11 protein-coding genes are annotated in these 21,807 nt (G+C 68.1%); 4 read left to right on the forward strand and 7 right to left on the reverse strand.

Translation table 11 applies throughout. The features are described from left to right. Positions 1–587 precede the first annotated feature (587 nt). Positions 588–1,547: a DUF5996 family protein gene (locus BIV24_RS17995; protein WP_071367376.1), complete on the forward strand. Its 960-nt coding sequence runs from the start codon at positions 588–590 to the stop codon at positions 1,545–1,547. A 122-nt stretch (positions 1,548–1,669) separates the two neighbouring features. On the opposite strand, the gene BIV24_RS18000 is transcribed toward BIV24_RS17995, so the two are convergent. The 5 genes from BIV24_RS18000 to BIV24_RS36070 all read right to left on the reverse strand — a co-directional run bounded on the left by BIV24_RS18000 (position 1,670) and on the right by BIV24_RS36070 (position 7,875). Beyond that, positions 1,670–1,927: a hypothetical protein gene (locus BIV24_RS18000; protein ID WP_071367353.1), complete on the reverse strand. Its 258-nt coding sequence runs from the start codon at positions 1,925–1,927 to the stop codon at positions 1,670–1,672. After that, the gene (locus BIV24_RS18005) at positions 1,924–3,210 is read right to left on the reverse strand and encodes a protein-L-isoaspartate O-methyltransferase family protein (protein ID WP_245766858.1); all 1,287 of its coding nucleotides are present in this window, start codon (positions 3,208–3,210) and stop codon (positions 1,924–1,926) included. Before BIV24_RS18005 ends, BIV24_RS18000 begins: the two co-directional genes overlap by 4 nt. 12 nt (positions 3,211–3,222) lie before the next feature. Further along, positions 3,223–4,674 carry an NUDIX domain-containing protein gene (locus tag BIV24_RS18010; protein WP_071367354.1) on the reverse strand — a complete coding sequence of 484 codons (1,452 nt, stop codon included), beginning with the start codon at positions 4,672–4,674 and terminating at the stop codon, positions 3,223–3,225. 4 nt (positions 4,675–4,678) lie between these two features. Continuing rightward, entirely contained in the window at positions 4,679–6,583 is a 1,905-nt protein-coding gene (locus tag BIV24_RS18015) for an ABC transporter ATP-binding protein (protein ID WP_071367355.1), read from the reverse strand. Between the two features lie 1,163 nt (positions 6,584–7,746). After that, positions 7,747–7,875: a hypothetical protein gene (locus BIV24_RS36070; protein ID WP_281247756.1), complete on the reverse strand. Its 129-nt coding sequence runs from the start codon at positions 7,873–7,875 to the stop codon at positions 7,747–7,749. Between BIV24_RS36070 and BIV24_RS36075 the strand changes: the two genes are divergently transcribed. The 3 genes from BIV24_RS36075 to BIV24_RS18030 all read left to right on the forward strand — a co-directional run bounded on the left by BIV24_RS36075 (position 7,874) and on the right by BIV24_RS18030 (position 15,797). Continuing rightward, on the forward strand, positions 7,874–8,008 hold the full coding sequence (locus BIV24_RS36075) for a hypothetical protein (RefSeq protein WP_281247757.1): 135 nt from the start codon (positions 7,874–7,876) through the stop codon (positions 8,006–8,008). The two genes, BIV24_RS36070 and BIV24_RS36075, sit on opposite strands and share 2 nt — an antisense overlap. A 254-nt stretch (positions 8,009–8,262) precedes the next feature. Further along, positions 8,263–11,988 (forward strand): beta-galactosidase, encoded by a 3,726-nt coding sequence (locus BIV24_RS18025; RefSeq protein WP_143064623.1) that lies wholly within the window; start codon positions 8,263–8,265, stop codon positions 11,986–11,988. A 347-nt stretch (positions 11,989–12,335) separates the two neighbouring features. After that, entirely contained in the window at positions 12,336–15,797 is a 3,462-nt protein-coding gene (locus BIV24_RS18030) for a discoidin domain-containing protein (protein ID WP_071367358.1), read from the forward strand. A 273-nt stretch (positions 15,798–16,070) separates the two neighbouring features. On the opposite strand, the gene BIV24_RS18035 is transcribed toward BIV24_RS18030, so the two are convergent. Next, the gene (locus BIV24_RS18035) at positions 16,071–20,126 is read right to left on the reverse strand and encodes an endo-alpha-N-acetylgalactosaminidase family protein (RefSeq protein WP_071367378.1); all 4,056 of its coding nucleotides are present in this window, start codon (positions 20,124–20,126) and stop codon (positions 16,071–16,073) included. Between the two features lie 400 nt (positions 20,127–20,526). Continuing rightward, a complete protein-coding gene (locus BIV24_RS18040; RefSeq protein WP_071367359.1) occupies positions 20,527–21,564 on the reverse strand; it encodes a LacI family DNA-binding transcriptional regulator in 1,038 nt (345 codons plus the stop codon). Positions 21,565–21,807: the final 243 nt, after the last annotated feature.

Here is a 21,807-nt window from a genome sequence, read left to right on the forward strand (position 1 = left end):
CCGCCGGGCCGGCGCACGATGGACAGGTGGGCGAGCGCGATCAGGACCAGGACGATGTCGCCGAACCGGTGCCGCGGCCACCGACCACCGCGCACGCCCGCGCGGTGACGGATGGACTGCGGGAGGTCATGGACGATGTCCGGCGCATGGTCGCCGTTCTCGCCGCCCGGGTCGGTGACGCGCACGGCGCCCGGGTGCGGCTCCCGCTCGGCTACGGCTCGAGGGAGGCGTACTGCGACGCGGAGTTCGGCATCAGCCGTGCGCAGGCGTACCGGCTGCTCGACGTCGCCCGTGCCCTGGGCGCCATCCACAGCGCCGTCGCCGCCGGCACCGTGTCATGGCGAGCGAGTTGCCTGCGGTCACCGTACTGTTCTCCTGCTGGAAGGACGGTGCGAGCCTCGCCATGGCCCCGAGCGATGCCTTGGGACGTACGCACTCGTCCGCCAGGCCGTCGCAACGGTCTGGTGAAGCTGGGGCAGCCCGATCCGGGGGAGGGCGGCAAGCGACCCCGACAACGGGGCGGGACGTGCCGGGATTACTGGACGGTGCGGGTCCGTTCAGCCAGGTCAGAGAAAAGGGTGATGATCATGGAGCTTTTCCCGCCGATCCCGCTCGCCGAGTGGCGCGACACCAAAGAGACGCTCCATCGCTTCGCGCAGACCATTGGAAAGGTCCGTCTCGCCGCCAGCGCCCGGCGCAACCACTGGTGGAATGTCCCGTTCCACCTCACGGGGCGCGGCACCACCACTCGCCCGATGGGGCTGGTCGACGGCAACCCGATGTTCACGATGGACTTCGACTTCGTCGCACATCAGCTGGTTGTTTCGACTCTGGACGGCCGGGAGATCTCGCTACCGCTCATCGGCCAGTCCGTGGCGTCCTTCCACGACGCCGTCATGGACTCGCTGGCCGCGCTGGACATCCGGGTGCGGCTCGACGTACCCAAGCCCTTCGACCTGCCCGACTCCGCCCGGCCGTTCGCCGAGGACACCGAGCACGCGACCTACGATCCCTCGCAGGCAAACCGCTACTGGCGGGTCCTCAGCCAGGTGGCGTCCGTACTGGAGGAATTCGCCGCAGGGTACTCGGGGAAGGTGAGCCCGGTGCACCACTTCTGGCACACCTTCGACATCGCCCACACCCGGTTCTCCGAACGTCACATCGAGCAGTCCCAGCAGATCGACCCGGTCACCCGGGAGGCGTACTCCCGAGAGGTGGCCAGCTTCGGCTTCTGGTTCGGCGACGACACCTTTCCCGCACCCGCCTTCTACTCCTACACCGCTCCCGAGCCGGCGCACCTGGCCGAGGAGCCGCTCCGGCCCGCGGCGGCACACTGGGTCGCCCGGAACGACAGCCACCTGGCAGTACTGCCGTACGACGAAGTCCGCACCGAGCCCGATCCGCGTGCCGCCGTGCTCGCCTTCTACGAAAGCGCGTACCAGGCCGGTGCCCGGTGCGCGGGATGGCCGATCGACCCCCTCGCGTGCCCGGGCGGGGTGACGGACCCGCAGCTGCGGTCCGAGGGACCCCATCCCTCTTCCGGCTGACCTCGCAGCGGCCGCGAGCCCCACGTCGGGCCGGATGGCGTGGCCTTGACGATGGGCGTGGGCAAGGTGGCCGGTCTGGGTGCGCTGGTCCTGTCGCCCGCAGCCCGGCCCTTGACTTTCGCCTAGCGGTCGCCGAACGCGGTGTCGGGCTGGGCCAGGCACATGGCCGTGTGTTGCAGCCCGACGCTGTGGGAGCCCTTGACCAGGACGATGTCCCCCGGCCGAATCAGGTCGCGGGCCAGGGTGATTATCCACGCGACTTGGTCGAAGGTGAGCGGGGTCCTTACGTCGGGCGGGGGAGCGCCGCCCGTGCGGCGGGCCGGGCGCAGGCATCGTATAGGCCGCGCCAGGTCGGGAAACGGTTCGTTGGGGTAGGTCACCGTATGTCTCCGTGGTCACGACAGGGGGCGGGGATTGGCCAGGACAGGGCGCCGCAGGAGGTGGTCACCCGCTGGGTGCCGTCGGCGTCGATCTCAAGCCGGTAGGTGTGAGGTGATCCGGCTGCCTGCCAGCGGCCGGCGACATCCTGGAGCTCCGCCCAGACGTCGCGCGGCCCGGCGCCGGTGACGTCCCAGCGGCCGGAGTCGGCCGGGCACACCCGCATCCACGAGCCACACTCCGGCGCGCCGATCGTCAGGTGGTCGGCGCCGAAGTGGCGGACGAGCCCAGGGAAGAAGTGGTCCAGGGCCAGCCACATACCGCGCGCGGTGTCCGCCGGGGGCTCCAGCCGACTGCGCCGGGTCCAGTCGCCCGGCGAGGTGGTGATCTGATCGCGGAACTCACGGGACAGGAACAGCCGGTCGAAACCCCAGCCGCCGCGATGCCCGAACTCCACCGCGATCAGCTCCCCCTCCACCACCCCCGACTCGGACCTGGTGACCACGGCCAGGCCCGGCCAGGACGGCGAGGAGGTGCCCAGCGTCATCAACGCCCGTCCGTTTGGCGCGAGTTGGCTCATCAGGGCCGGCGGGACTCGGGGCACAGCGAAGGAGATGAAGATCCGGTCGTAGGGCACTTGGGCGGGCCATCCTGCCGTGCCGTCCCCGGTCGCCACGACGGGCCGGTAGCCGAGCGCGGCCAGCCGTGCCCGCGCGGCCTCGCTGACATGCCGGTCGATATCGACGGTGACGACGCCGTCATGGCCGCACACGAAGCACGCCACCGACGCCGTCACGCCCGCGCCGGTGCCGACGTCCAGCACCCGCTGCCCCCGTCCAAGGCCCAGCTGGTGCAGCAGATCCGCAGTCATACCCGCGACACTGGACATGGCAGTGATCGCGCCGCCCGACCGTGGCCCGGGGATACGGCTGAGGATTGGCTCGCCATCATGCTGGATCGGAACGCTTTCCCCGCTGTACAGCAGGCGCAGCAGCTCGTCCCTGTCGCCGGGCTTCGACCAGTCCAGCAGATCCCAGCGACGCGGCGTCTCGTCGGGCGCCGAGCGCCGGACGTACGCCTGCGGGATCAGCACCTCGCGAGGCAGCGCCAGCAAGGCGTCGCGGACAGGGCCGGGGGCCAGCGCCACTTCCCTCTCCAGCCGGGCGACCATCGCCGCCCGCGCGGCCGCCGGATCCACCGCGGTGCCCGGATGCGACGCGATGGCTTCGTCCTGCCCTGCCTGTGTCTTGGTCTTCGGGGTGGGCAGGGCTGAGTTCGTACCCAAGTGCGTCACTGCTCACCAGCCCATTTCGGAGTAGGGCTGGCCGGCCAGCACTTGCTCGATGGCCCACCGCGCGTACGGGACGATCGTCTGAGGCAGCGCCTTTGGACTCCACCACTTCCAGCCGAGGCACTTGTCGGACTCGCGTACCTCCGGGGTGCCCTTCCATCGGCGCACCCGGAAGACGATTTGCATGCGGGGCTCAGCACCGGCGTTGTCGCGGAGGTGCACGGTGTGCGCGTGCTCCACGTCGGCCGGACCGATGACCAGGCCCGCCTCCTCGAGGGCCTCCCGCACCAGGCACTGGACGGCGGATTCCCGTTCGCAGTGGCCTGCCAGGAAGTGCCACGTACGGCCGGCGTAGGCGGAGTCCGGGTGACGCAGCCCGAGAAGGATCCGGCCCTCGTCGTCCTCCAGATACAGATGGACGCCGATCACATTGCGCACCGTCCCGCCTGCGGCCGGGCTCTGCGGTGCCTCGGCCTGCGGGGGGTGCTGCGTGGCGTGCCGGTGCAGGAGGTCGGCCGTCGACGGGGGGAGCCGCAGCCGGTGCAGCATCTCCAGTGGGAACCAGTGCAGCAGTACACCCTCGTTCAACTGCAGGGTGTCGGGGCTGCCGTTCCAGCGGCCGGAGAATGTCTGGATCGGCACGCACAGGCCGTCGACGTTGGTGGCTTCTTCCACGGTGAAGGGTGTCAGGTCCGGCAGGTGCAGACCGGGTACTCCCTCGGCCAGTTCGCGGCGGATCGTGGCTTCCAGCGATGGATCTCCCGGCTTGCGGCCGCCGCCGAGCAGTGCGAAGGTGCCCGGCTCCCAGATGTCCGGGTGGTTGTCGCGAAGGTGGAGGAGGTAGCGGCCCGCGTCGTCGTGGATCAGCACTGAGGCATTTACCGGCTCGGGCCGCCCGTCGAGGCCGGCCTCCAGCAGCTTGGCGCGCAGTGTCGGGGAGCTGACGTCGGCGAACGGGCGCCATTCGGCACCGGCGACCTCCTCGTCCTGCAGCGCGATCGCCGGCGGCTGGTCGGCTGCGAGGTAGAACGCGAAGCGGAAGTCGTAGTGCTGGTGAGTGGGCTCACCTTTGGCCGGGTTGGCGTCGATGTCGTGGACGTCGATGTCGATCGGAGCACTGAGGAACTGCGGGGTCGGGCACAGGGATACGGGCTGGATCCCGGCTTCCTCGTGCAGTTCCCGCAGGGCCGCTGCCAGGAGGGTGCGGTCAGATGCCTCGACGTGGCCGCCGGGTGCGAGCAGCAGCCCGGTCGCCTTGTGGCCGAGGTGCAGCACGCGCCGGTCGCGGTCGATGACAACCGCGCTGCACGTGACGTGGCCGGGGAGCGCCGTACGGCTGCACGGGTCGCCGGGGCCGTCCAGGACGGCCGACAGTCCGGCCAGGGCAGTCCGCTCATGCGGATGTCGGGCGAGATACGCCTCGACGGTGCTGCGGATGTGGGTGCGGGTGGGTGGCACGTCATCACCTCGGGAGTCGCGAAGCGGAGCGAGGGCGTTGAGCAGGGGTCTCGTGCTGCTCGCCGTCGGTCTGGGCTGTATCGGAGGTGACCTGGTAGGACAGCAGCTGCTGGAACAAGCCTTCCTGCGCCGCGAGTTCTTGGTAGGTGCCTTGCTGCACGACTCGTCCCTCGTCGAGGACCACGATCCGGTCGGCCACGGCGACGTTGGTGATGCGGTGGGTCACCAGCAGCACCACCCGGTCTCGTGCCAGGTCCCGCAGCCGCTGGAAGATCCGGTATTCGGCTCGGGGGTCCAGGTTGGCGGTCGGTTCGTCGAGGACCAGCAGCCCCGCCTCGCGGAAGAACGCCCGCCCCAGAGCGATGCGTTGCCACTGGCCACCGCTCAACTCCTCCCCGTTGAGCCACTCGCGGGCGAGGAGCGTATCCAGACCAGCGCCGAGCTTTTCGATGACCTCGTCGGCTCCCGCGGCCTCGCACGCCTCACGCACCGCCACATCGCCGCGAGGCGAGGGCTGTCCGAGGGTGATGTTCTCGCGCACGGTCAGGGGCCAGTGTGCGTACTCCTGTGGCACCAGGGCCACCTGCTGCCACAGTGCCTGCGGGTCGGCGTCGCTGGTAGGGGTGCCGTCCCACAGCACCAGCCCGTCAGTGGGCAGGTAGAGGCCGCTGACCAGCTTCGACAGCGTCGACTTCCCCGAGCCGTTGAAGCCGACCAGGGCGGTGACCTCACCACGGCGCAGTGTGAGGGAGACATTGGTCAGCGCATTGCGGTCCTTGCCCGCGTAGCGATGGGAGACCGACTTGATCTCGATCGTCGTCGGCGGCTCGGGCCGGTGCGTGCCCCGCCGCATGCGGAATCCGCCGGCCTTGTCCAGGAATCCGCTCCAGTCGTCCATGTACAGGCCGGTGCGCACGGCTCGCGCCCCGACGGCCACCAGACCGCGGACCGACTGCCCTACCGTCTGCAACGCGAAGACGGCCGTCCCGGCGTGCCCGACGCTGATACGACTGGTTGCCAGCAGCCACACGACCGCCGCCCACACAACCGCGGACCCCAAGCCTCCGCACAGCGCGCCGACCAGGGACATACGGGCCCCCTTGTCGGCCGCGGCCCGGTCCTCACGGTTGATCCGGGCGACCGTCTGCCGATACCGGCCGGACAGGAACGCCGCCATGGTGCCGGCACGGATCTGGTCGGCGGCCTCCTTGGTGTAGATGTGCCAGCGCAGCACCGACAGCATCCGGTTGTCGCCGTTGCTGCGCAGGTTCGCCAGGTAGCGCACCCGTGCGGCGCTGACCTGGGCCAGCGCCTGCGGCAGGCTGGCCGCCACCAGGAGCGGAAGGAGTACCCAGTGCACGCCCGCCAGCACAACGGCCCCGGCGAGGAAAGAGGCCGACGAGGCGATCAGGTCCTGCCCCTCGTCGATCAGGTCCCCGGTGACCTGCGCTCCGCGGTCTGCAGCCTCACGATCGCGATTGAAGTCGGGCTCGTCGTAGGCACACAGCTCCACCTCGGCGCACCCGGTGAGCAGCATCAACTCGGCCTCCCGCGACATCAGCGGACCCAGCCGCGAGGAGAGCCAGCTGACGACGATCCCCAGGAGCGCTCGCACCCCGGACGCGCCGGCCAGCAGGGCCACGGACGGCCACGCCTGCAAGAGCCGGTGGTAAACGTCCCCGCTGGTCAGGAGCGCGGTCAGGGTGCCGCTGATCGCGACCAGGCCCAGCGCCTGCATCACGCCCGCGACCGCCTGGCACACCAGGAGGCCGACGGTCGCCGCCCGGTCGACCCGCCAGGCCAGAGCCAGCGACCTGCGCACCAACTGCGGGAGGCGCCTGGCCATGTCGCGCATCCGGATCGAGCGGCCGGCCGCTTCACGACTGCCCGTCAGGTCCACGTACCGCATCTGCGCCTCGGGAGCGGTCGCCTCCGTCGCTTTCGGGGGTACGTCTGATCCGTCCTGCGGTCCGGAGGACACCGTTGCGGACGGGAGTGGCGGCGGGGTGGTGCGTGGCCCCGGGACGCCATTGTCCGGCGCATCGGTGGGCTCGCTCATGCTGCCCACCCCGTATCCGGTCGTGCCGAGCAGTTGGAGCCGTCAACGCTGCGCTTCATCGCGCTGAGCTGCCGTTCGAATCCAGGGGGCTGGTGCACAGGAGCGGGATGCATGGCGTCCTCCATCTGGGCGGCGAAGTGGCACTGGTGCTCTAAAAACGCGCTGGAATCGCATCTGTTACGGGCCTTTCGGGAGCGATCTGCGAACGCATGTTCCTTTCTCTTTGGTCGGGCGTGCGGGCTGCGGGTGTCCGGAATCCAAACTCGTTCGATGGGGTCCTTGTCACCCCTTCGACGGATTGCACAGGGCTCGCCCTTGGCTCACGGGTACTCCAGGGCCTCGTTCCAAGCAGTGAAGGCGTCGGGGCGGAACTGAGGGGCGGGGTTGTGAACTGCTGCCGCGTGAGAGCGTATGAGTGCGTTCTGGCGTGCATGAGTAAGCGCTGTGGTCCAGGCGCGTTCGTCTTTGGGGTGGGAGGGGGAGTCCGACCCCGAGTTGCGGGCCTCACCAGCCAGGAAGCGGTAGCCGAACTCCGGGTACGAGCGGTTGCCGGGCTGACCTGGGGCGGGGTGGCTACGGGGACCGACTGGCCGGTTGGCCTCTTCCCCGCTCTTCCCCGTGGTTCCCCGCCAGATCTGGCACGCATCTGGCACGAGCGGGGAGCCCGGTGCGTCGAGAGGCGCACGCCGGGTTCGGCGAGCGGCACGGGGAAACGGACCGGCAGCAATGCCGATGCCGCGCCCCGTGCCGACTCAATCACTGCTGTGACCAGCGTCTGCGGCCTTGCCCTCACGCGCACCGCAGTGTGTCCGAACCCTCTGACTCTGGCCGTCCAAGGCTCACCCATGCGATGCGTGAAACTGATCGGTGTCGCCCCACAACGATCACCGCAATGCGTCAAGTTACCCGCGCGGAACCTTGACGCATTGCAGCGGGCTGCTTACCGTCAGGCCGTCTGAGTGAATCTGATCGATTTCGTTGCTTCTGGTTTGTTCCCATCCGGCCCGCTCGCATCACACCACCTGACCGATCGTCATCAAGCTGATGAGGACGTCGTCTTCTAGGAGGCTGCCCATGCGCCCGAGCAGAAAAAGACGGTGGACGGACAGCGGGGACCGCTCCGTGGTCATCATGGCTGTCATGACCATGATCATGGTTGCTGCGGCGGTCCTGCTGGTCCCGGCCCGAGCGGGGGCGACCGCGACCGCGTTGCCGGACACGTCGATCGCGGTCAACGGTCCCCACCCTCCGTCCGTCGAACCGACGGCCCGCTGACCCTTGCGGGGCCGGGACTCCGCCGGACGGCGTCTGCCGGACGGCCGAGGATCGTTCCGGCGCACGAAGGTTCGGCGCTCGCGGGTACCCAGCCTCGAAGACATGACACGTACCCCTCTTCGACGCTCGCCGGTCTTGCCCCATATTGCGTCGCGCTTCCCGGAGTGACGCATCGACGAACTCTGATCACTCCTGATTCCGCGGCACGGAAGCGGGAGCGCTTCAGTGCTGTGATCCATCTAGTGGAGGTTCCTGTGAGATTGAGAGGCGTAAGACGCCGGCTCCTGCACGGCTGCCTGGCGACCGGTACGGTCGTCGCTCTGCTCAGCGGCCTGGGCCTGGGCGTGCCCGGCGGTGCGACGGCGGCGTCGCGGCCAGTGGCGGCGCAGGCCCGTCAGTTCGTGAGCCCGGCGGGTACGGCGCATTCAGTGACATACGACGGTTACTCGTATCTGATCGACGGCAAGCGGACCTACCTGTGGGCCGGTGAGTTCCATTACTTCCGGCTGCCCAGCCAGGACCAGTGGCTCGACGTGCTGCAGAAGATGAAGGCGGCCGGCTTCAACGCGGTGTCGATGTACTTCGACTGGGGTTACCACTCGCCCGCGCCCGGGGTCTACGACTTCAAGGGTGTGCGTGACGTGGACAAGCTGCTGGACATGGCGAACCAGCTCGGCATCTACGTGATCGCCCGTCCCGGCCCGTACATCAACGCCGAAGTGGACGGCGGAGGATTCCCCGCCTGGCTGCACAACCAGGTCAGCGAGACCCGGACCACCGACCCGGGGTGGTTGAAGTACTCCGACGAGTGGCAGACGCAGATCGACCGCATCCTCGCCCGTCACCAGCTCACCAACGGCACCGGCACGGTGATTCAGTACCAGGTCGAGAACGAGTTCTACGACAGCAGCCCGGACGCCCGGGCGTACATGAAGCACTTGGAGGACAAGGCCAGGGCGGACGGCATCAGCGTGCCGCTGGTCGGCAACAACGACGGCACGTTCAACTCCGGCACGGGTGCTTTGGACGTGGACGCGGTCGATTCCTACCCTCTGGGCTTCGACTGCTCCAATCCATCGCGCTGGCAGGGCGTCCCGGACATCAGTCACGACCGCCCGCCCGGAAAGCCGCTGGTGACCGCGGAGTTCCAGGGCGGCGCGTTCGACTGGTGGGGCGGCCCCGGCTACGACAAGTGCGCGCAACTGATCAACGACCAGTTCGCCGACGTGTTCTACAAGCAGAACATCGCGGTCGGTGCGACCATGCAGAGCCTCTACATGGCCTACGGCGGCACCAACTGGGGCTGGCTGGGCATGATGAGCCACTACACGTCCTACGACTACGGCGCCGCGATCCGTGAGACGCGCCAGCTCGATCCGAAGTACGACCAGGACAAGCTGATCGGCTACTTCACGCAGGCCGTCGCCCCGCTCACCAAGACCGACGCCCAGCCCACGGCTCCGACCGACAACACCAAGATCATCGACACCGCTCGGGCCAACCCCGACACCGGTACCCAGTTCCACGTACTGCGGCACGCCGACTCCACGGCGACCAGCACCGACAGTGCGCACCTGAAGATCAACCTCGGCGCGCGCGCCTACACCGTTCCGCAGCAGCCCGGCACGTCCCTGACGCTGAACGGCCGAGAGTCCTCGATCATCGTCGCGAACTACGACCTCGGCAGCAACAATCTGCTGCGCTACTCCACCTCGCAGATCATGACGAACGCCACCATCGGCGGGCGGGACGTCGCGGTCGTCTACGGCGACCACGACTCGGACGGCGAAACGGTCCTGCACTACGACACGAAGCCCACTGTCACCTCCACCGGCGGCACCGTGACGTCCACCTGGGACGCGGCCACCGGTGACCTGCGGCTCAACTACCGGCACACCGGCCTGACCCGGGTCCAGATCAGCGGCGGCGGCCACCCGCTCCTGCTGCTGCTCGCCGACACCGCGACCGCCAAGACCTTCTGGCGCCAGGACACTGCCGCAGGCCCGGTCCTGGTCCGCGGCACACACCTGTTGCGCGGCGCCTCGTCCAAGGCGGGGACTCTGGCCCTCACCGGCGACACCGGCAGCGACGGCTCGGTCGAGGTCTGGTCCACGGCCGGCTCCCTGACCTGGAACGGCCGACCGGTCCACACCAGCCTGACGGACGACGGCGACCTCGCCGGCACGCTCCCCACCGCCGCCAAGGTCACCCTGCCCGCGCTCACCGACTGGAAGCACGCCCAGGAGTCGCCGGAATCGCAGCCCGGCTTCAACGACTCGTCCTGGCAGGTGGCCGACAAGACCACGTCGAAGATCACCACTCCGACCACCCTTCCGGTGCTGTTCGCCGACGACTACGGCTTCCACACGGGATCGACCTGGTATCGCGGCCGCTTCACCGGCGACGACAAGACGACCGGCATCACCTTGGCCACCCAGAGCAGCGGCAAGGCGGCAGCCTCCTCCGTGTGGCTCAACGGCACCTTCCTCGGCAGCTCCACCGCCGACGGCAACAAGACCTACAGCTTCCCGGCCGGCGTCCTCAGGACCGGCGGCGACAACGTCGTCTCCGTCCTCACCGTGAACATGGGCCATGACGAGAACTGGGGACGGTCCGACGCCGGCACCGTTCGCGGTCTGACCCGCGCCACCCTGGTGGGGGACCCGGGCACACACCCCATCACCTGGCGGCTGCAGGGCGTACGCGGCGGGGAGACCCCGGTCGACACCGTGCGCGGCCCGCTGGCAACCGGCGGCCTGTACGGCGAGCGCGCCGGCTGGATGCTGCCCGGCTACCCGACCGACGACTGGACCCCGGCCACCCTGCCCGCCACCGACACCACCCCCGGCGTTTCCTGGTACGCCACCGACGTGAGCCTGGACCTGCCCGAGGGACAGGACACCTCGCTCGGCCTCACCATCACCGACGACCCTTCCCGCAAGTACCGCGCGGAGATCTACGTCAACGGCTGGCACATGGGCAACTACGTCAACTACCTCGGTCCGCAGCACAGTTTCCCGGTCCCGAACGGCGTGCTCAACCCGAATGGGAACAACCGGATCGCCATCGCCGTGTGGAACCTCGACGGAAACACCGGCGGCCTCGGCAAGGTCGAACTCACCAAGTACGGCAGCTACGCGTCCTCCCTGAAGGTCGCACAGAACGACAACCCCCGCTACGACAAGGCGCGTTACACCATGCCTTCCCCGCAGCAGCCGTCGGTCGCCCTCCAGGTGCCCGGAACGGTCGAGGCCGGCCAGTCCTTCACCGCGACCGCGACGGTCAGCGTGCCTGCCGACGAGCCCCCGGCCACAGAGGTGACCGCCGCGCTCGCGGCACCCGACGGCTGGACCGTCAGTCCGCGCCCCGCAGCGGCCGTCCCCGTGCGGGTCCACGGCGGGACGTCGGCCACCTTCACCTGGGACGTCACCGCGCCGGCCGCGCCCGGCAAGGTGAACCCGCTCACCGCAACCGTGCAGTTCGTCCAGCGCGGCCGATCGCAGACCGTCTCCGACGAGCGGATCGTCATCCCGCCCCCGCCGGTCTTCCTCCCGCAGTCGAAGATGTCGGTGGCCTACGCGGACAGCCAGGAGACCGTCGGCGAGAACGCCCCGGCCACCAACGTCCTCGACGGCGACCCGGGCACCTTCTGGCACACCCGGTGGTCCGGCACCTCCGCACCGATGCCGCACGAGATCCAGCTCAATCTCGGCGGCGACAACGTGGTGTCCTGCCTGTACTACCTGCCACGCCAGGACAGTGCCAACGGTCGCATCGCCAACTACGAGGTCTACACCAGCAAGGATGGCGTCAACTGGGGCAACCCGGTCGCCACCGGAACCTGGACCAACACCTCCGCGGAACAGCAGGCCTGCTTCACCCCGGTCTCCGCGCACTACATCCGGCTGCGCGCGCTCGGCGAAGTACACGGCAACCCGTGGACCACGGCTGCCGAGATCAACGTCCGCCTGGCCAACTGACGGCCCACCCCATCCCGGCAGGGCGCAGGCATCAAGCCCGCCCTGCCGGGCCTTCACCCCAACCGAATGGCGTCGCCCATCGCGGCCCGCCGCTCACCGATGGTGCGGGGCCACAGCGACACGCGAAGGTCCACCCGCGATCATGCGGGACAAACCGGCCGACGCATGGCCCAGCCGCCGCCACTGTATAGAGCCAACAAAACAACCACTGCAACTGGATCGACTACCGAATGAGGTCGCGGATGACGCGCCTTCCGAAACGAAAGAGGTCACTTCCGATGGGTGGGAACACAGGCGAACCCAGCCGCCGCAATGTACTCATAGCGGGCCTCGCTGGTGCTGGCGCGATGCTGGTACCCGGCGGGCTGGCGAGTGCCGCATCGCGTGGAGAAGCAAGCGCGGCAACAGGGCGGCGCACCCTCAACCTCGACACAGACTGGGCATTCTGGCGCGACGATGCCCTGGGCGCGCAGGAGCTGTCCTTCGATGATTCCGAGTGGGCGGGCGTGTCGATTCCGCACACCATGCGGCTGGAACGCAAGGAGCCAATTGCCTACAACGTCTTCGCCGGCATCGGCTGGTACCGCCGGTACTTTCGCGTGGACCCCGCCGACGCAGACCGTCGGGTGACGGTCCGATTCGACGGCGTCCAAACAAATTGCGAAATCTACCTTAACGGTGAAATGCTCGTCGAGCACCACGGCGGCTATCTCGGCTTCTCCGTCGACGTCACCGACAAGCTCCATTGGGATCGCGACAATCTCCTCGCCGTGCGGGTTTCGAATCTCGACGATCTGCAGACGCCCCCTGGTAAACCCCGCGAACAGCTCGGTTTCCTGACCTACGGCGGCATCTACCGCGACGTCACGGTGCAGCTGACCGGTCGCATCTACATCCCGGATCCTCTGGAGGCCGACCGCGTCGCTAGCGGCGGGGTGTTTGTCACGTACCCGCAGGCCGATGCCGCGCAGGCTGTCGTCCAAGTCAAGACCAGCGTGGTGAACGCCACCGATTCATCTGCCGTCACAAGGCTGCAGTCGACGATCTACGATCCGCATGGAAAGATCGTCGCCAGAGAGAGCCGGACCGCGAGGATTGCGCGCGGCGCCGATCACGACTTCCAGCAGAGCCTGACCGTGATCCGACCCGACCTGTGGCACCCGGACAGCCCGCACCTGTACAAGCTCGTCAGCGAGGTCTTCCATAAGGACCAGTTGATGGATACGTGCACCACGCGAATCGGGATTCGCCGCATCGAATACCGAGCGGACGGTTTCTATATCAACGGCGAGCGCATCTATCTGCGCGGGGCGAACATCCACCAAAACTACGCCTACATTGGCGACGCCGCACCGGCCTCGATGAAATGGCGCGAGGCGCTCAGGCTGAAGATGGGCGGTTTCAATGCGGTACGTGCCGCGCATTATCCGCACGATCCGGCGTTTCTCGACGCCGCCGACGAACTCGGGTTGCTCGTTGTCGCGTGCGCACCGGGCTGGCAATTCTGGAGCGACGACCAGACGTTCGTCGATCGAACCTACCGGGACGCCGCGCAGATGATCCGCAGGGACCGCAACCGTCCGTCGATGATTCTGTGGGAAACCTCGCTGAACGAGACGCATTACCCAGAATGGTGGTCAAAGAAAGTCACCGCGCTTGCCCACGCGGAAATGCCCAACGACCAGATGTTCACCGCAGCCGACTATGGTTTGTGGGGAAAGGAGTACTATGACGTGAACTACAAGGTTGTCAACCCGGACGGCTCGGACCCCGATCTGGCCAAGCCGTTCTTCACTCGGGAATGGGGCGACTGGGAGAGCCCCTGCCAGGTGGGTCGCGAGAACGGAGAGAGTGCACTCGTCCGGCAGGTGGTGACCAGGCAGCGGTACCTCAACGGTCCCGGGTATTGGGACTGGGGCGGACTGGACGCCAACCCCCGAATCGGTGGCTACTTCCTTTGGGTGTTCGAGGACTACGGCACGAACTCACCGTATCAAAAATCCGGGGTCGTGGACATCGACCGCTACCCGAAGTACTGCTACTACTGGCTCAAGGGGATGCAGCCGCCGACGAACCCCAATCACGGCGGCCCAATGGTATTCATCGCCAGCAGTTATACGGCAGCATCCAGCCGGGACATAATGGTTTTCAGCAACACCGACCACGTGAAGCTGTATCAGAACGGCATCCTGGTCGGCGAGAAGAGCCGGGAGCAGAACGCCGACACCGCCAAGCACGTCGCCGCGAAAGGCGGCAATCCGTACTACATGTTCCCACTCGCCTCGTTTGTCGCAGGCGAGCTGAGAGCCGAGGGCTACATTGACGGTAAGTTGGCCACCACTCAGGTCGTGAAAACCCCCGGTGCCCCGCACCATATCCAGATCGATATCGACGACGCAGGTGTCCGGTCGGCACTACGAGACCTGCTCGCGTACTGTCTGGGGGACGCGTCGCCGGCCGGGGTGAAGGCGGCTGAGGCGCTGGCTGACCACGTGCAACCCACCACGGTCGAATCGTTGATCAAGAAGGTAGGCGCGAAGCGCGGCAGCCCGCTGCCCGCTGCGGTGGCCGACATGCTTCGTCGTTACGCCCGCGCGCTCACGCGCATTCAGCCGGTGGCTGACGGCTCGGACCTGATCCCGGTGTTCATCAAAGTCGTTGACGCGAACGGCACCGTCGTCCCGACGTCAACTGCGGAAATCAAGCTCGCTGTGACTGGACACGGCAGCCTCGTCGGCCACGACATCCCCCGCATCGCGGTACAAACTCAGAAGGCTCGGGCCGGCATCGGCTACGCGTTGCTCGCGGTGGACACGAACCCAGGTGACATCACGATCACCGCGACGGCCGACGGACTGGAGTCGGACAGCTACACGGTGGTGACAAGCCCCTATTCCGGCAGATACGTGCCCGACGGCCAGCATCCCGAGTGGAAGGACATCTCGACGCTGGAGCCCCAAGGCGCGCTGAACCTCGCATTGAACCAGCCGACCACAGCATCGAGCTTCCAAGAAGGCAACAACCCCGGCAACGCCGTCGATGACGACCTGGATTCCAAGTGGGTCGCGAGCGGTAACATCCCCGCATGGTGGCAGGTTGATCTCGGCCAGCCGTCGGACATTGCGGAGTTCCAGATCGTCTGGGAGACCGACCAGGCAACCTACACGTATGCCATCCTCACGTCGGATGACGAGACGAACTGGACCAAGGTGGTCAACGAGGAGTCGAACACCACCAAACGTGGCACGGTCAACCACAAGGTGTCGACTAAGGCGCGGTATGTGCGGGTGAACGTGCTTTCGGGCGGCGGATGGTGGTGGCCGAGCATCCGCGAGCTCCGCGTCGTTCCGCCAGGCGGCACGGGCGGGGGCCAACCGAATGACCCTGGTCCAAAGATTCCCCGCGGTCAGATCGGCGAGGTGAGCGCCTCCAGTTACGCGAGCGGCTTCGAACCCGCCAAGGCGTTCGACGACGACATCACCTTCGGCACGGGATGGGTCGCCGCGTCGGCAACGCTTCCGCAGACGCTGACGGTGCGGCTGTCGGCTGCCCACAACCTGGTCGGCGCTCGCATCCACTGGGGCAAAGACAGCAGTTGGTACACGTACAACCTGCAAGTCTCCGCGGACGGGAACTCATGGACAACCGTGATTCCCGGGCTGACCCGCGGCGGCCAATACACGCTGCCGGAGACCTTCACCGCCGCAGGTGCACGTTACCTCCGCATCAACATCACCGACGTCGTCGGCGGCGGCGGGCAGACGGTCGCGGGCATCGCGGAGGTGATCCTGTACGGCTCGCCGAGCTGACCAATGAGGCAGCCGGGAACCTGCACTTCGCGGGTCGTCGATGTGGATGGATCGGATGTCCCGGGGTGGACGCGCCCGGGCGCCGTCTCCCTCACTGCGGTCCGCGACATGCAGACTGTCCAACGGTCCCACGGTGCGGCGACGGGACCCTCACTGAAGAGCGATCGCCTCGGAATGAGGTCGATGGTGGTGCGGGGACCAGCACATGCCCGGCAGGGGGCCTGCCGCGACCGGTGGTGAACCAGCCGGTGGCGGCAGGCCGCTGATGTGGTGCTACGGCCGGTCGGCCGGGGGATACCCGGTGGGCAGGTCCACCGGAGTGCCGTACACGCGCATCTCGGCGGCGGCCGCGAAGGGCTGGCCATTGAGTGCGCTCAACGCGGTGAATTTCACATAGGAGGAGCGGACCGGGGGAAAGGAGATCTGCTGCATCTGCGGCGAGTCGATGAGCGAGCCCTTGGTCACGGTCCTCCAGGTGCTGCCGTCGTCGGAGACGGCCACCTCATAGGCCGCCACGCGGCCGTTCGTTCCGCCGCTCTGCCGGTCGAGGTAGCCAAAGCCGTTCACGTCGGCCGAACCGTCCAGCTTCAGCGTCACCCAGTGCGGGTACGGCGCGTTGGAATGGGTGTAGTCGGTGTGCCAGATGGTGCCCGGGTCACCGTCCAGCACGTTGGAGGCCGGGCCTTCCGACGGTCCCGAGGACAGGTTCTCCGAGTCGGCGGTCGCCGTCATCGAGCCGGGCGAGAGGACCGGCACTTTCGCGACCGCGGCCTTGGCGTCGGCCGACACCGCTTTGGTGACACCGGAGTTGTCATAGGCGGCTGTGGCCTTCCACGTCGCGGAGGTGCCTGCGGCGCCGGCCGGCGGGGTCAGGATCCAGGTGGTGCTGACGGTCGCGCCCGGCTTCACGCTGTCGAAGACGTTGCCGCCCCGCTTCTTGACCATCGTGGTCCAGTCGGCGGGCAGGCCGTCGAGCTTCACAGCAACGTTCGTGGCGTCGGTCTCTTCGTTGTTGGTGAACGTCGTGACGTACTCGCCCGGCACGCCGGGGCTCAGGTCGGTGCCGGCCGGGGTGGTCAGGCTTGCGCAGGCGGCGCCGCCGCTGACCGGGCCGAGATCGGTCACCTGGAAGTCGTCGAGCACGAAGTCCGTGCCGGCCGCGCCTCCGAGCTTGCGCAGGCCGACCCAGGTGTCGCCGCAGCCGGCCACGATTTCCTTGGAGTACGTCGCGGTGTCCAGCGCGGGCGCGAGCGCCTCGCGGGTGATGTCCTGGGAGACGGCCTTGCCGTCCCCGACCCGGTCTGCTCCCGTCACCCAGGCCCATTGGCCGTCGACGTTGGTCTGGTACTTGAACGAGACCGCGTATTTGTGACCGGCGACGAACCGTGCCGTAGCGGGGACGGTGCGGTACACCAGGCCTGTGTTCTCCTCGTGGGCCTTCAGCGAGTGCTGCCCGTCGATGACGTCGTCCACCGCCTGGCCCTTGAGGGTGCCGGAGTTGTAGGGGGAGTAGGTGTTCTTCCAGGTCTTCTGGCTGTAAGGGGCGTGCAGTTCGCTGATGCTGGTGCGCGGGTCGGTGGAGCCGCCCGCGTCGCCCTTCACGAAGGGCCCCCAGCCGGGCTGGTTGCCCTCGAAGTCCTCGTGGGTGATCACGGTGCCGTCTGACGCGGCGTCCTTGCCCTGCGGCCATGGTGTGGAGGTGTCGGCCATGATCCGCACGTTGTCGAGGGTGACCGCCGCGTCCCCGGCGGCCGCCCCGATCGACACGGTGACCTTGCCGTTCGCCGGTGCGGTGAAGGAGACGGACGCGCGTTGCGCGTAGCTGCCCTGCCTGGCGTCGGCGGCCATCGTGTTCCGCAGCGGGGTGGTGTCGAAGTTGTTGTGGGCCGTCACGCCGTGGCCGGTCACGCTGAGCGTGACGGCGCGGCGCTGCCCGGTGGCGATCTCGACGTCGGAGCTCAGCGTGTACCGCCTTCCAGGGGTGAGGTCGTCGACCTCCTGGGAGATCCCGGACTCGGCGGTGCCGAGCCGCACGACGTTGTCGCCCTTGGCTGTACGCCCGACGGCCGCCTCGCCCCGCGGATTCCAGGCGTCCAGGTTCCCGGCGTTGAAGCCGGGGTCCACCAGAGCGGTGCCCTCGCCGTAGTGCGCGTCCCGGTGCGGTGCCTGGTTCCCGTTCGGGGCGAGGACGTAGGGCTGGTTCTTGTCGACGGTGAGCCTCACCTTCCCGTCCTGGGCCTGCACCCGGCCGGCCTTCACCCGGCCCTGGTCGGTGAGTTTGTACAGGGTGAAGCTGGGAGTGGAGGCGAACTGCTTGGTCAGCTCGAAGGTGTGCGTGCCGCCCGAGGCGCTGTAGTAGTACATCTTGTCGGCCCGGCTCGGCGACGAGGTGCCGTTGCCGCCCTTCGCCTCGCCCCAGGGCAGCAGATAGGTGTCGCCGTCGAGCACGACCGCGCCATCCATCGACACCTGGCGCTTGTTGTCGGCCATCGTGACACGGAGGCCGCCGGTGAGGGTGGCGGACCTGCCGAAGTCCCAGTCCATGACTTGGTAGTGCTGGAGGAACTTGGTCGGCAGATTGTCGGTCCAGATGTTCTGGTAGAAGGCGTTCCAGTCGTCGTGGCCCGTCCAGCCCTCGAAGTCCTTGATGCTGGACCCGCCGAGCAGCGGGTCGACGTTCCACACATCGCGGTCGGAGTTGGCGATGAACCGGATGATGTTGGAGTTGATGCCCTTGTTGGTGACGCCGCCGTAGCTCTTGTCGTTCGCCCAGTGGGACCAGGTCGAGGTGCCTTCGAACTTGTACGACCATTCGGTCGCGACCTCGAAGCCCATCTTGCGCAGCTGCGCGGCCAGTCCGTCGGCCAGCCAGCCGCTGGAGTAGTAGGCGTCGATGTAGACGGTTCTGATTCCCGGGGCCTCCTTGCGCAGCTCCTTGAACCGGTCGAGGATCGCGCCGGTGCCCAGGTCGGTGCGCTGATCGATGTGGTACGACTGGTTCAGCCAGTCCCAGCCGTTGACCTGGCCCTTGATCAGGGCCTCACTGAAGTTCTTCGCCTGTGGGTAGGCCTCGGTGGCGTTCACGTGGACGGCGAAGTCGGAGTTGTACTCGGCTCCGGCCTTGGTGAGCCGGTTCAGGTCGGCGAGCCCGCCTGCCCGGATGTTGTAGTTGCCGCCGTAGTCGGGGTGAGCCGAGTCGTGGCCCTCGTTGGCGTAACCCTTCTCCAGGGCCCACTGGCCGAGGCCGTCCGTGGCCATCGAGATCCGCTTGACGTTGTCGAGCGTCTTGAGGAACGGATTGGTCGCCTGGCTGGCGAAGTTGAAGGGTATGTGCTGCACGACGCGCTCGGGCACGCGGTTTGAGCCCAGTGGGCGGGTCATGTGGGCGCGGTAGGCGATCGCGCCGTCCTGCCAGTCCACCTGTCCGTTGTCGTTGGCGTCCGCGGCGAGGACGACGGTGGCCTCGGGCAGGGCGTAGGTCTGCACCCGCGGATCGGTGGCACCGCGGGGCGCGTAGGTGTAGGTGCCGACGGACAGCTCCGCGCGGCGGGCGCCGTTGCCGGCGTCCACGATCCTCGACTGCAGGCGGGTGTTCCAGTTGTCGTTGTTGTCCTGCGCGGAGTCGTCGGTGGCGTTGGTGATGATGCCGGCGGCCAGGCCGCCGTTGCTCACGAAGCCGTACGGCGTGCTGACGGCGGCCCCATCCGGGGCCGTCGCCGTGGTGATCGGGACGAACTGGTCCGCTGTGGTGGTCGAGTTCGCCGAGATCTTCGTACGAGCCAGTGTCGCGTGCGGGGAGGAGGAGTCGACCGAGACGAGTGACTGGTCCGGGATCGCCAGCCGGTCGACGCTGGAGGCGGCCGAGCCTTCGATGCTCTTCACCGCGAAGACGACGGTCTTGTCGTCGTTTACCGTGATCGTCGAGATGATGGTGAGGTTCGGCAGATCGGCGAAGGTGGAGGTGTACACGGCCTGGTTGCCGTGCGCCTTCATGGCCGTGGTGGCGGTGTGCGCCGTGCCGTTGATGGTGAAGGTGTCCAGGGCCCGCTCCTGGCCGCCGAGTGACCTGCCGCCCATCGTGTACGAGACGACCTGCGGGAACTCCTGGGCCACCCGGACCGTCAGGCCCGGACCGGTCAGCTCGACCGGCGTCGCGGGATGGTCCGGGGGTGCCGGAGCGGCCGGGGCGGGGGTGGCAGTCGAGGCGGCTTGGGCCGGTAGGGCGCCGGCCGACAGGGCGCCCAGGACGAGAAGCGCGGCGGTCGCCGCGGCGGCGCCGGACCTTGGCCGGGCTGTGCGCCGAGGGTGTCGGGAATGGTGCAGGGGCATGGGATCCACCTGGGAGCTTCCTCGTGACTCTGAACGAGAGAGTGAGGAAGACAGTAGGGGAATGTTATCGATGACAATAGAGCCCTGGAGCTCTTGCCCCGCAGGAGATATCGGCTTGCCGGGTTACCGACCGAGCACGGCGCGCTGCCGAAGTCGCCCGTCCCGGGCGGGGCCTGGGCTTCACCGGGCGGCTTGCCGGTGACTGTCATGGTGCAGGGGGAGGCAGTAGGGGAATGGCAGCGATAACACAGAGGGTGTTCTGGGTACCGCTCGTCCGAGGAATCGTCCGGCACCGGCCGCCGGCCGCCGCCGCAGGCGGACGGCCCGGGACGGGGCACGGCACAGAGGTGGCCCGCACTGCTCCGACCCGGAGCCGCACGGGCCGCGCGCGAGGGGCTTCCTACCGCCCGCCGCGCCGGAGCGGCGCGGTGCTGGCGCGTACGACCAGGACCGGGTCGACGGACTCGGGTTCGGGGGCGGCGTACGGGTCCACGAGATGGCGCATCAGGTGGGCGACGGCGAGAGCTCCCATGTGGACGAACGGCTGGGCCACGGTGGTCAGCGACGGCGAGCAGTACTCGGCCAGGGCGATGTCGTCGACGCCGACGACCGAGATGTCGTCGGGCACCCGCCTGCCGAGCTCGTGCAGCGCTCGGATCACTCCGAAGGCCATCTCGTCGCTGGCCACGAAGACCGCCGTGACGTCCGGGATCCGGCCGAGGACGAGGCCGTTGCGGTAACCGGACGCAGGCGACCAGTCCCCCTCCAGCTCGGGCGGGACGCTCCTGCTGTCCGCCTCCAGCGTGTCGCGCCAGCCCTGGGAGCGGCTGACTGCGTCGAGCCACTCGCGGGGCCCGGCGACGTGCCAGACCGTCTCGTGCCCCAGATCGAGAAGGTGCCGGGTCGCCAGGCGGGCGGCCAGGGTCTGGTCGACGGCCACCACCTCGGTGGCGGAGGTGCGCGACCCGTCGATGGTGACGGTGGGTACTGAGTCGGTCAGCTGCTCGATCCGCCTGCTCACATGGATGAGCGGGACGGCGAGGACGACCCCCTCGACGCCCTGCTCCGCCAGCCGCGACAGCGCCGCCTCGATGGCGGAGGTGTCAAGGGAGGCGGTGGTGGCGGTGGAGACCGAGTAGCCCGCCTGGCGCGCCGCGTTCTCGATGCCGTACAGGACGGCGGTGCGTGAGTAGAAGTTGGTCTGCATGGTCACGACGCCGATGGTGCGGCTGCGGCCGGAGGACAGCATTCGTGCGGCGTTGTTCTTGCGGTACCCGAGCTGGTCGACGGCCGCGAGGACCTTCGCCCGCGTCTTCTCCTGCACGTTGGGATGGCCGGCCAGGGTCCGCGACACGGTCTGGGGGGAGACCCCTGCGACCCGGGCGACATCGGTCATGCCAGGGGGCCGGGCGTCGTCGTTCTCGCTCCGCTTGTGCATGAGTCCCTCGTCTCCTCCTACCGCTGTGATGATAGCGCTCTCACCGACGCGTCTACGCTGCTCGGAGCACTCACAGCCCGCGAAGCGTCACCCATTGGCACCGCTAACATCCTGTGTCATAGTTCCGGCACGTCAGTGTGTCCCGGCCCGGCGGCGGGCCGCAGGGGAGCGGGGCCTGTGCTCTCTCGCCGTTTCACCACTTGCCGAGGAGATGCCGTGAAGAAGCCAACCACGCCCAACGCG

The organism is Streptomyces colonosanans, from assembly GCF_001866645.1.
In the GTDB taxonomy this organism is placed as follows: Bacteria; Actinomycetota; Actinomycetes; order Streptomycetales; family Streptomycetaceae; genus Streptomyces; species Streptomyces colonosanans.

Coding starts and splice junctions, on each gene's coding strand:
- BIV24_RS18035 (WP_071367378.1), bottom strand. CDS start 20,126: ATGCCCCTGCACCATTCCCGACACCCTCGGCGCACAGCCCGGCCAAGG.
- BIV24_RS18030 (WP_071367358.1), top strand. CDS start 12,336: ATGCTGGTACCCGGCGGGCTGGCGAGTGCCGCATCGCGTGGAGAAGCA.
- BIV24_RS36075 (WP_281247757.1), top strand. CDS start 7,874: ATGACCATGATCATGGTTGCTGCGGCGGTCCTGCTGGTCCCGGCCCGA.
- BIV24_RS17995 (WP_071367376.1), top strand. CDS start 588: ATGGAGCTTTTCCCGCCGATCCCGCTCGCCGAGTGGCGCGACACCAAA.
- BIV24_RS18040 (WP_071367359.1), bottom strand. CDS start 21,564: ATGCACAAGCGGAGCGAGAACGACGACGCCCGGCCCCCTGGCATGACC.
- BIV24_RS36070 (WP_281247756.1), bottom strand. CDS start 7,875: ATGACAGCCATGATGACCACGGAGCGGTCCCCGCTGTCCGTCCACCGT.
- BIV24_RS18015 (WP_071367355.1), bottom strand. CDS start 6,583: ATGCGGTACGTGGACCTGACGGGCAGTCGTGAAGCGGCCGGCCGCTCG.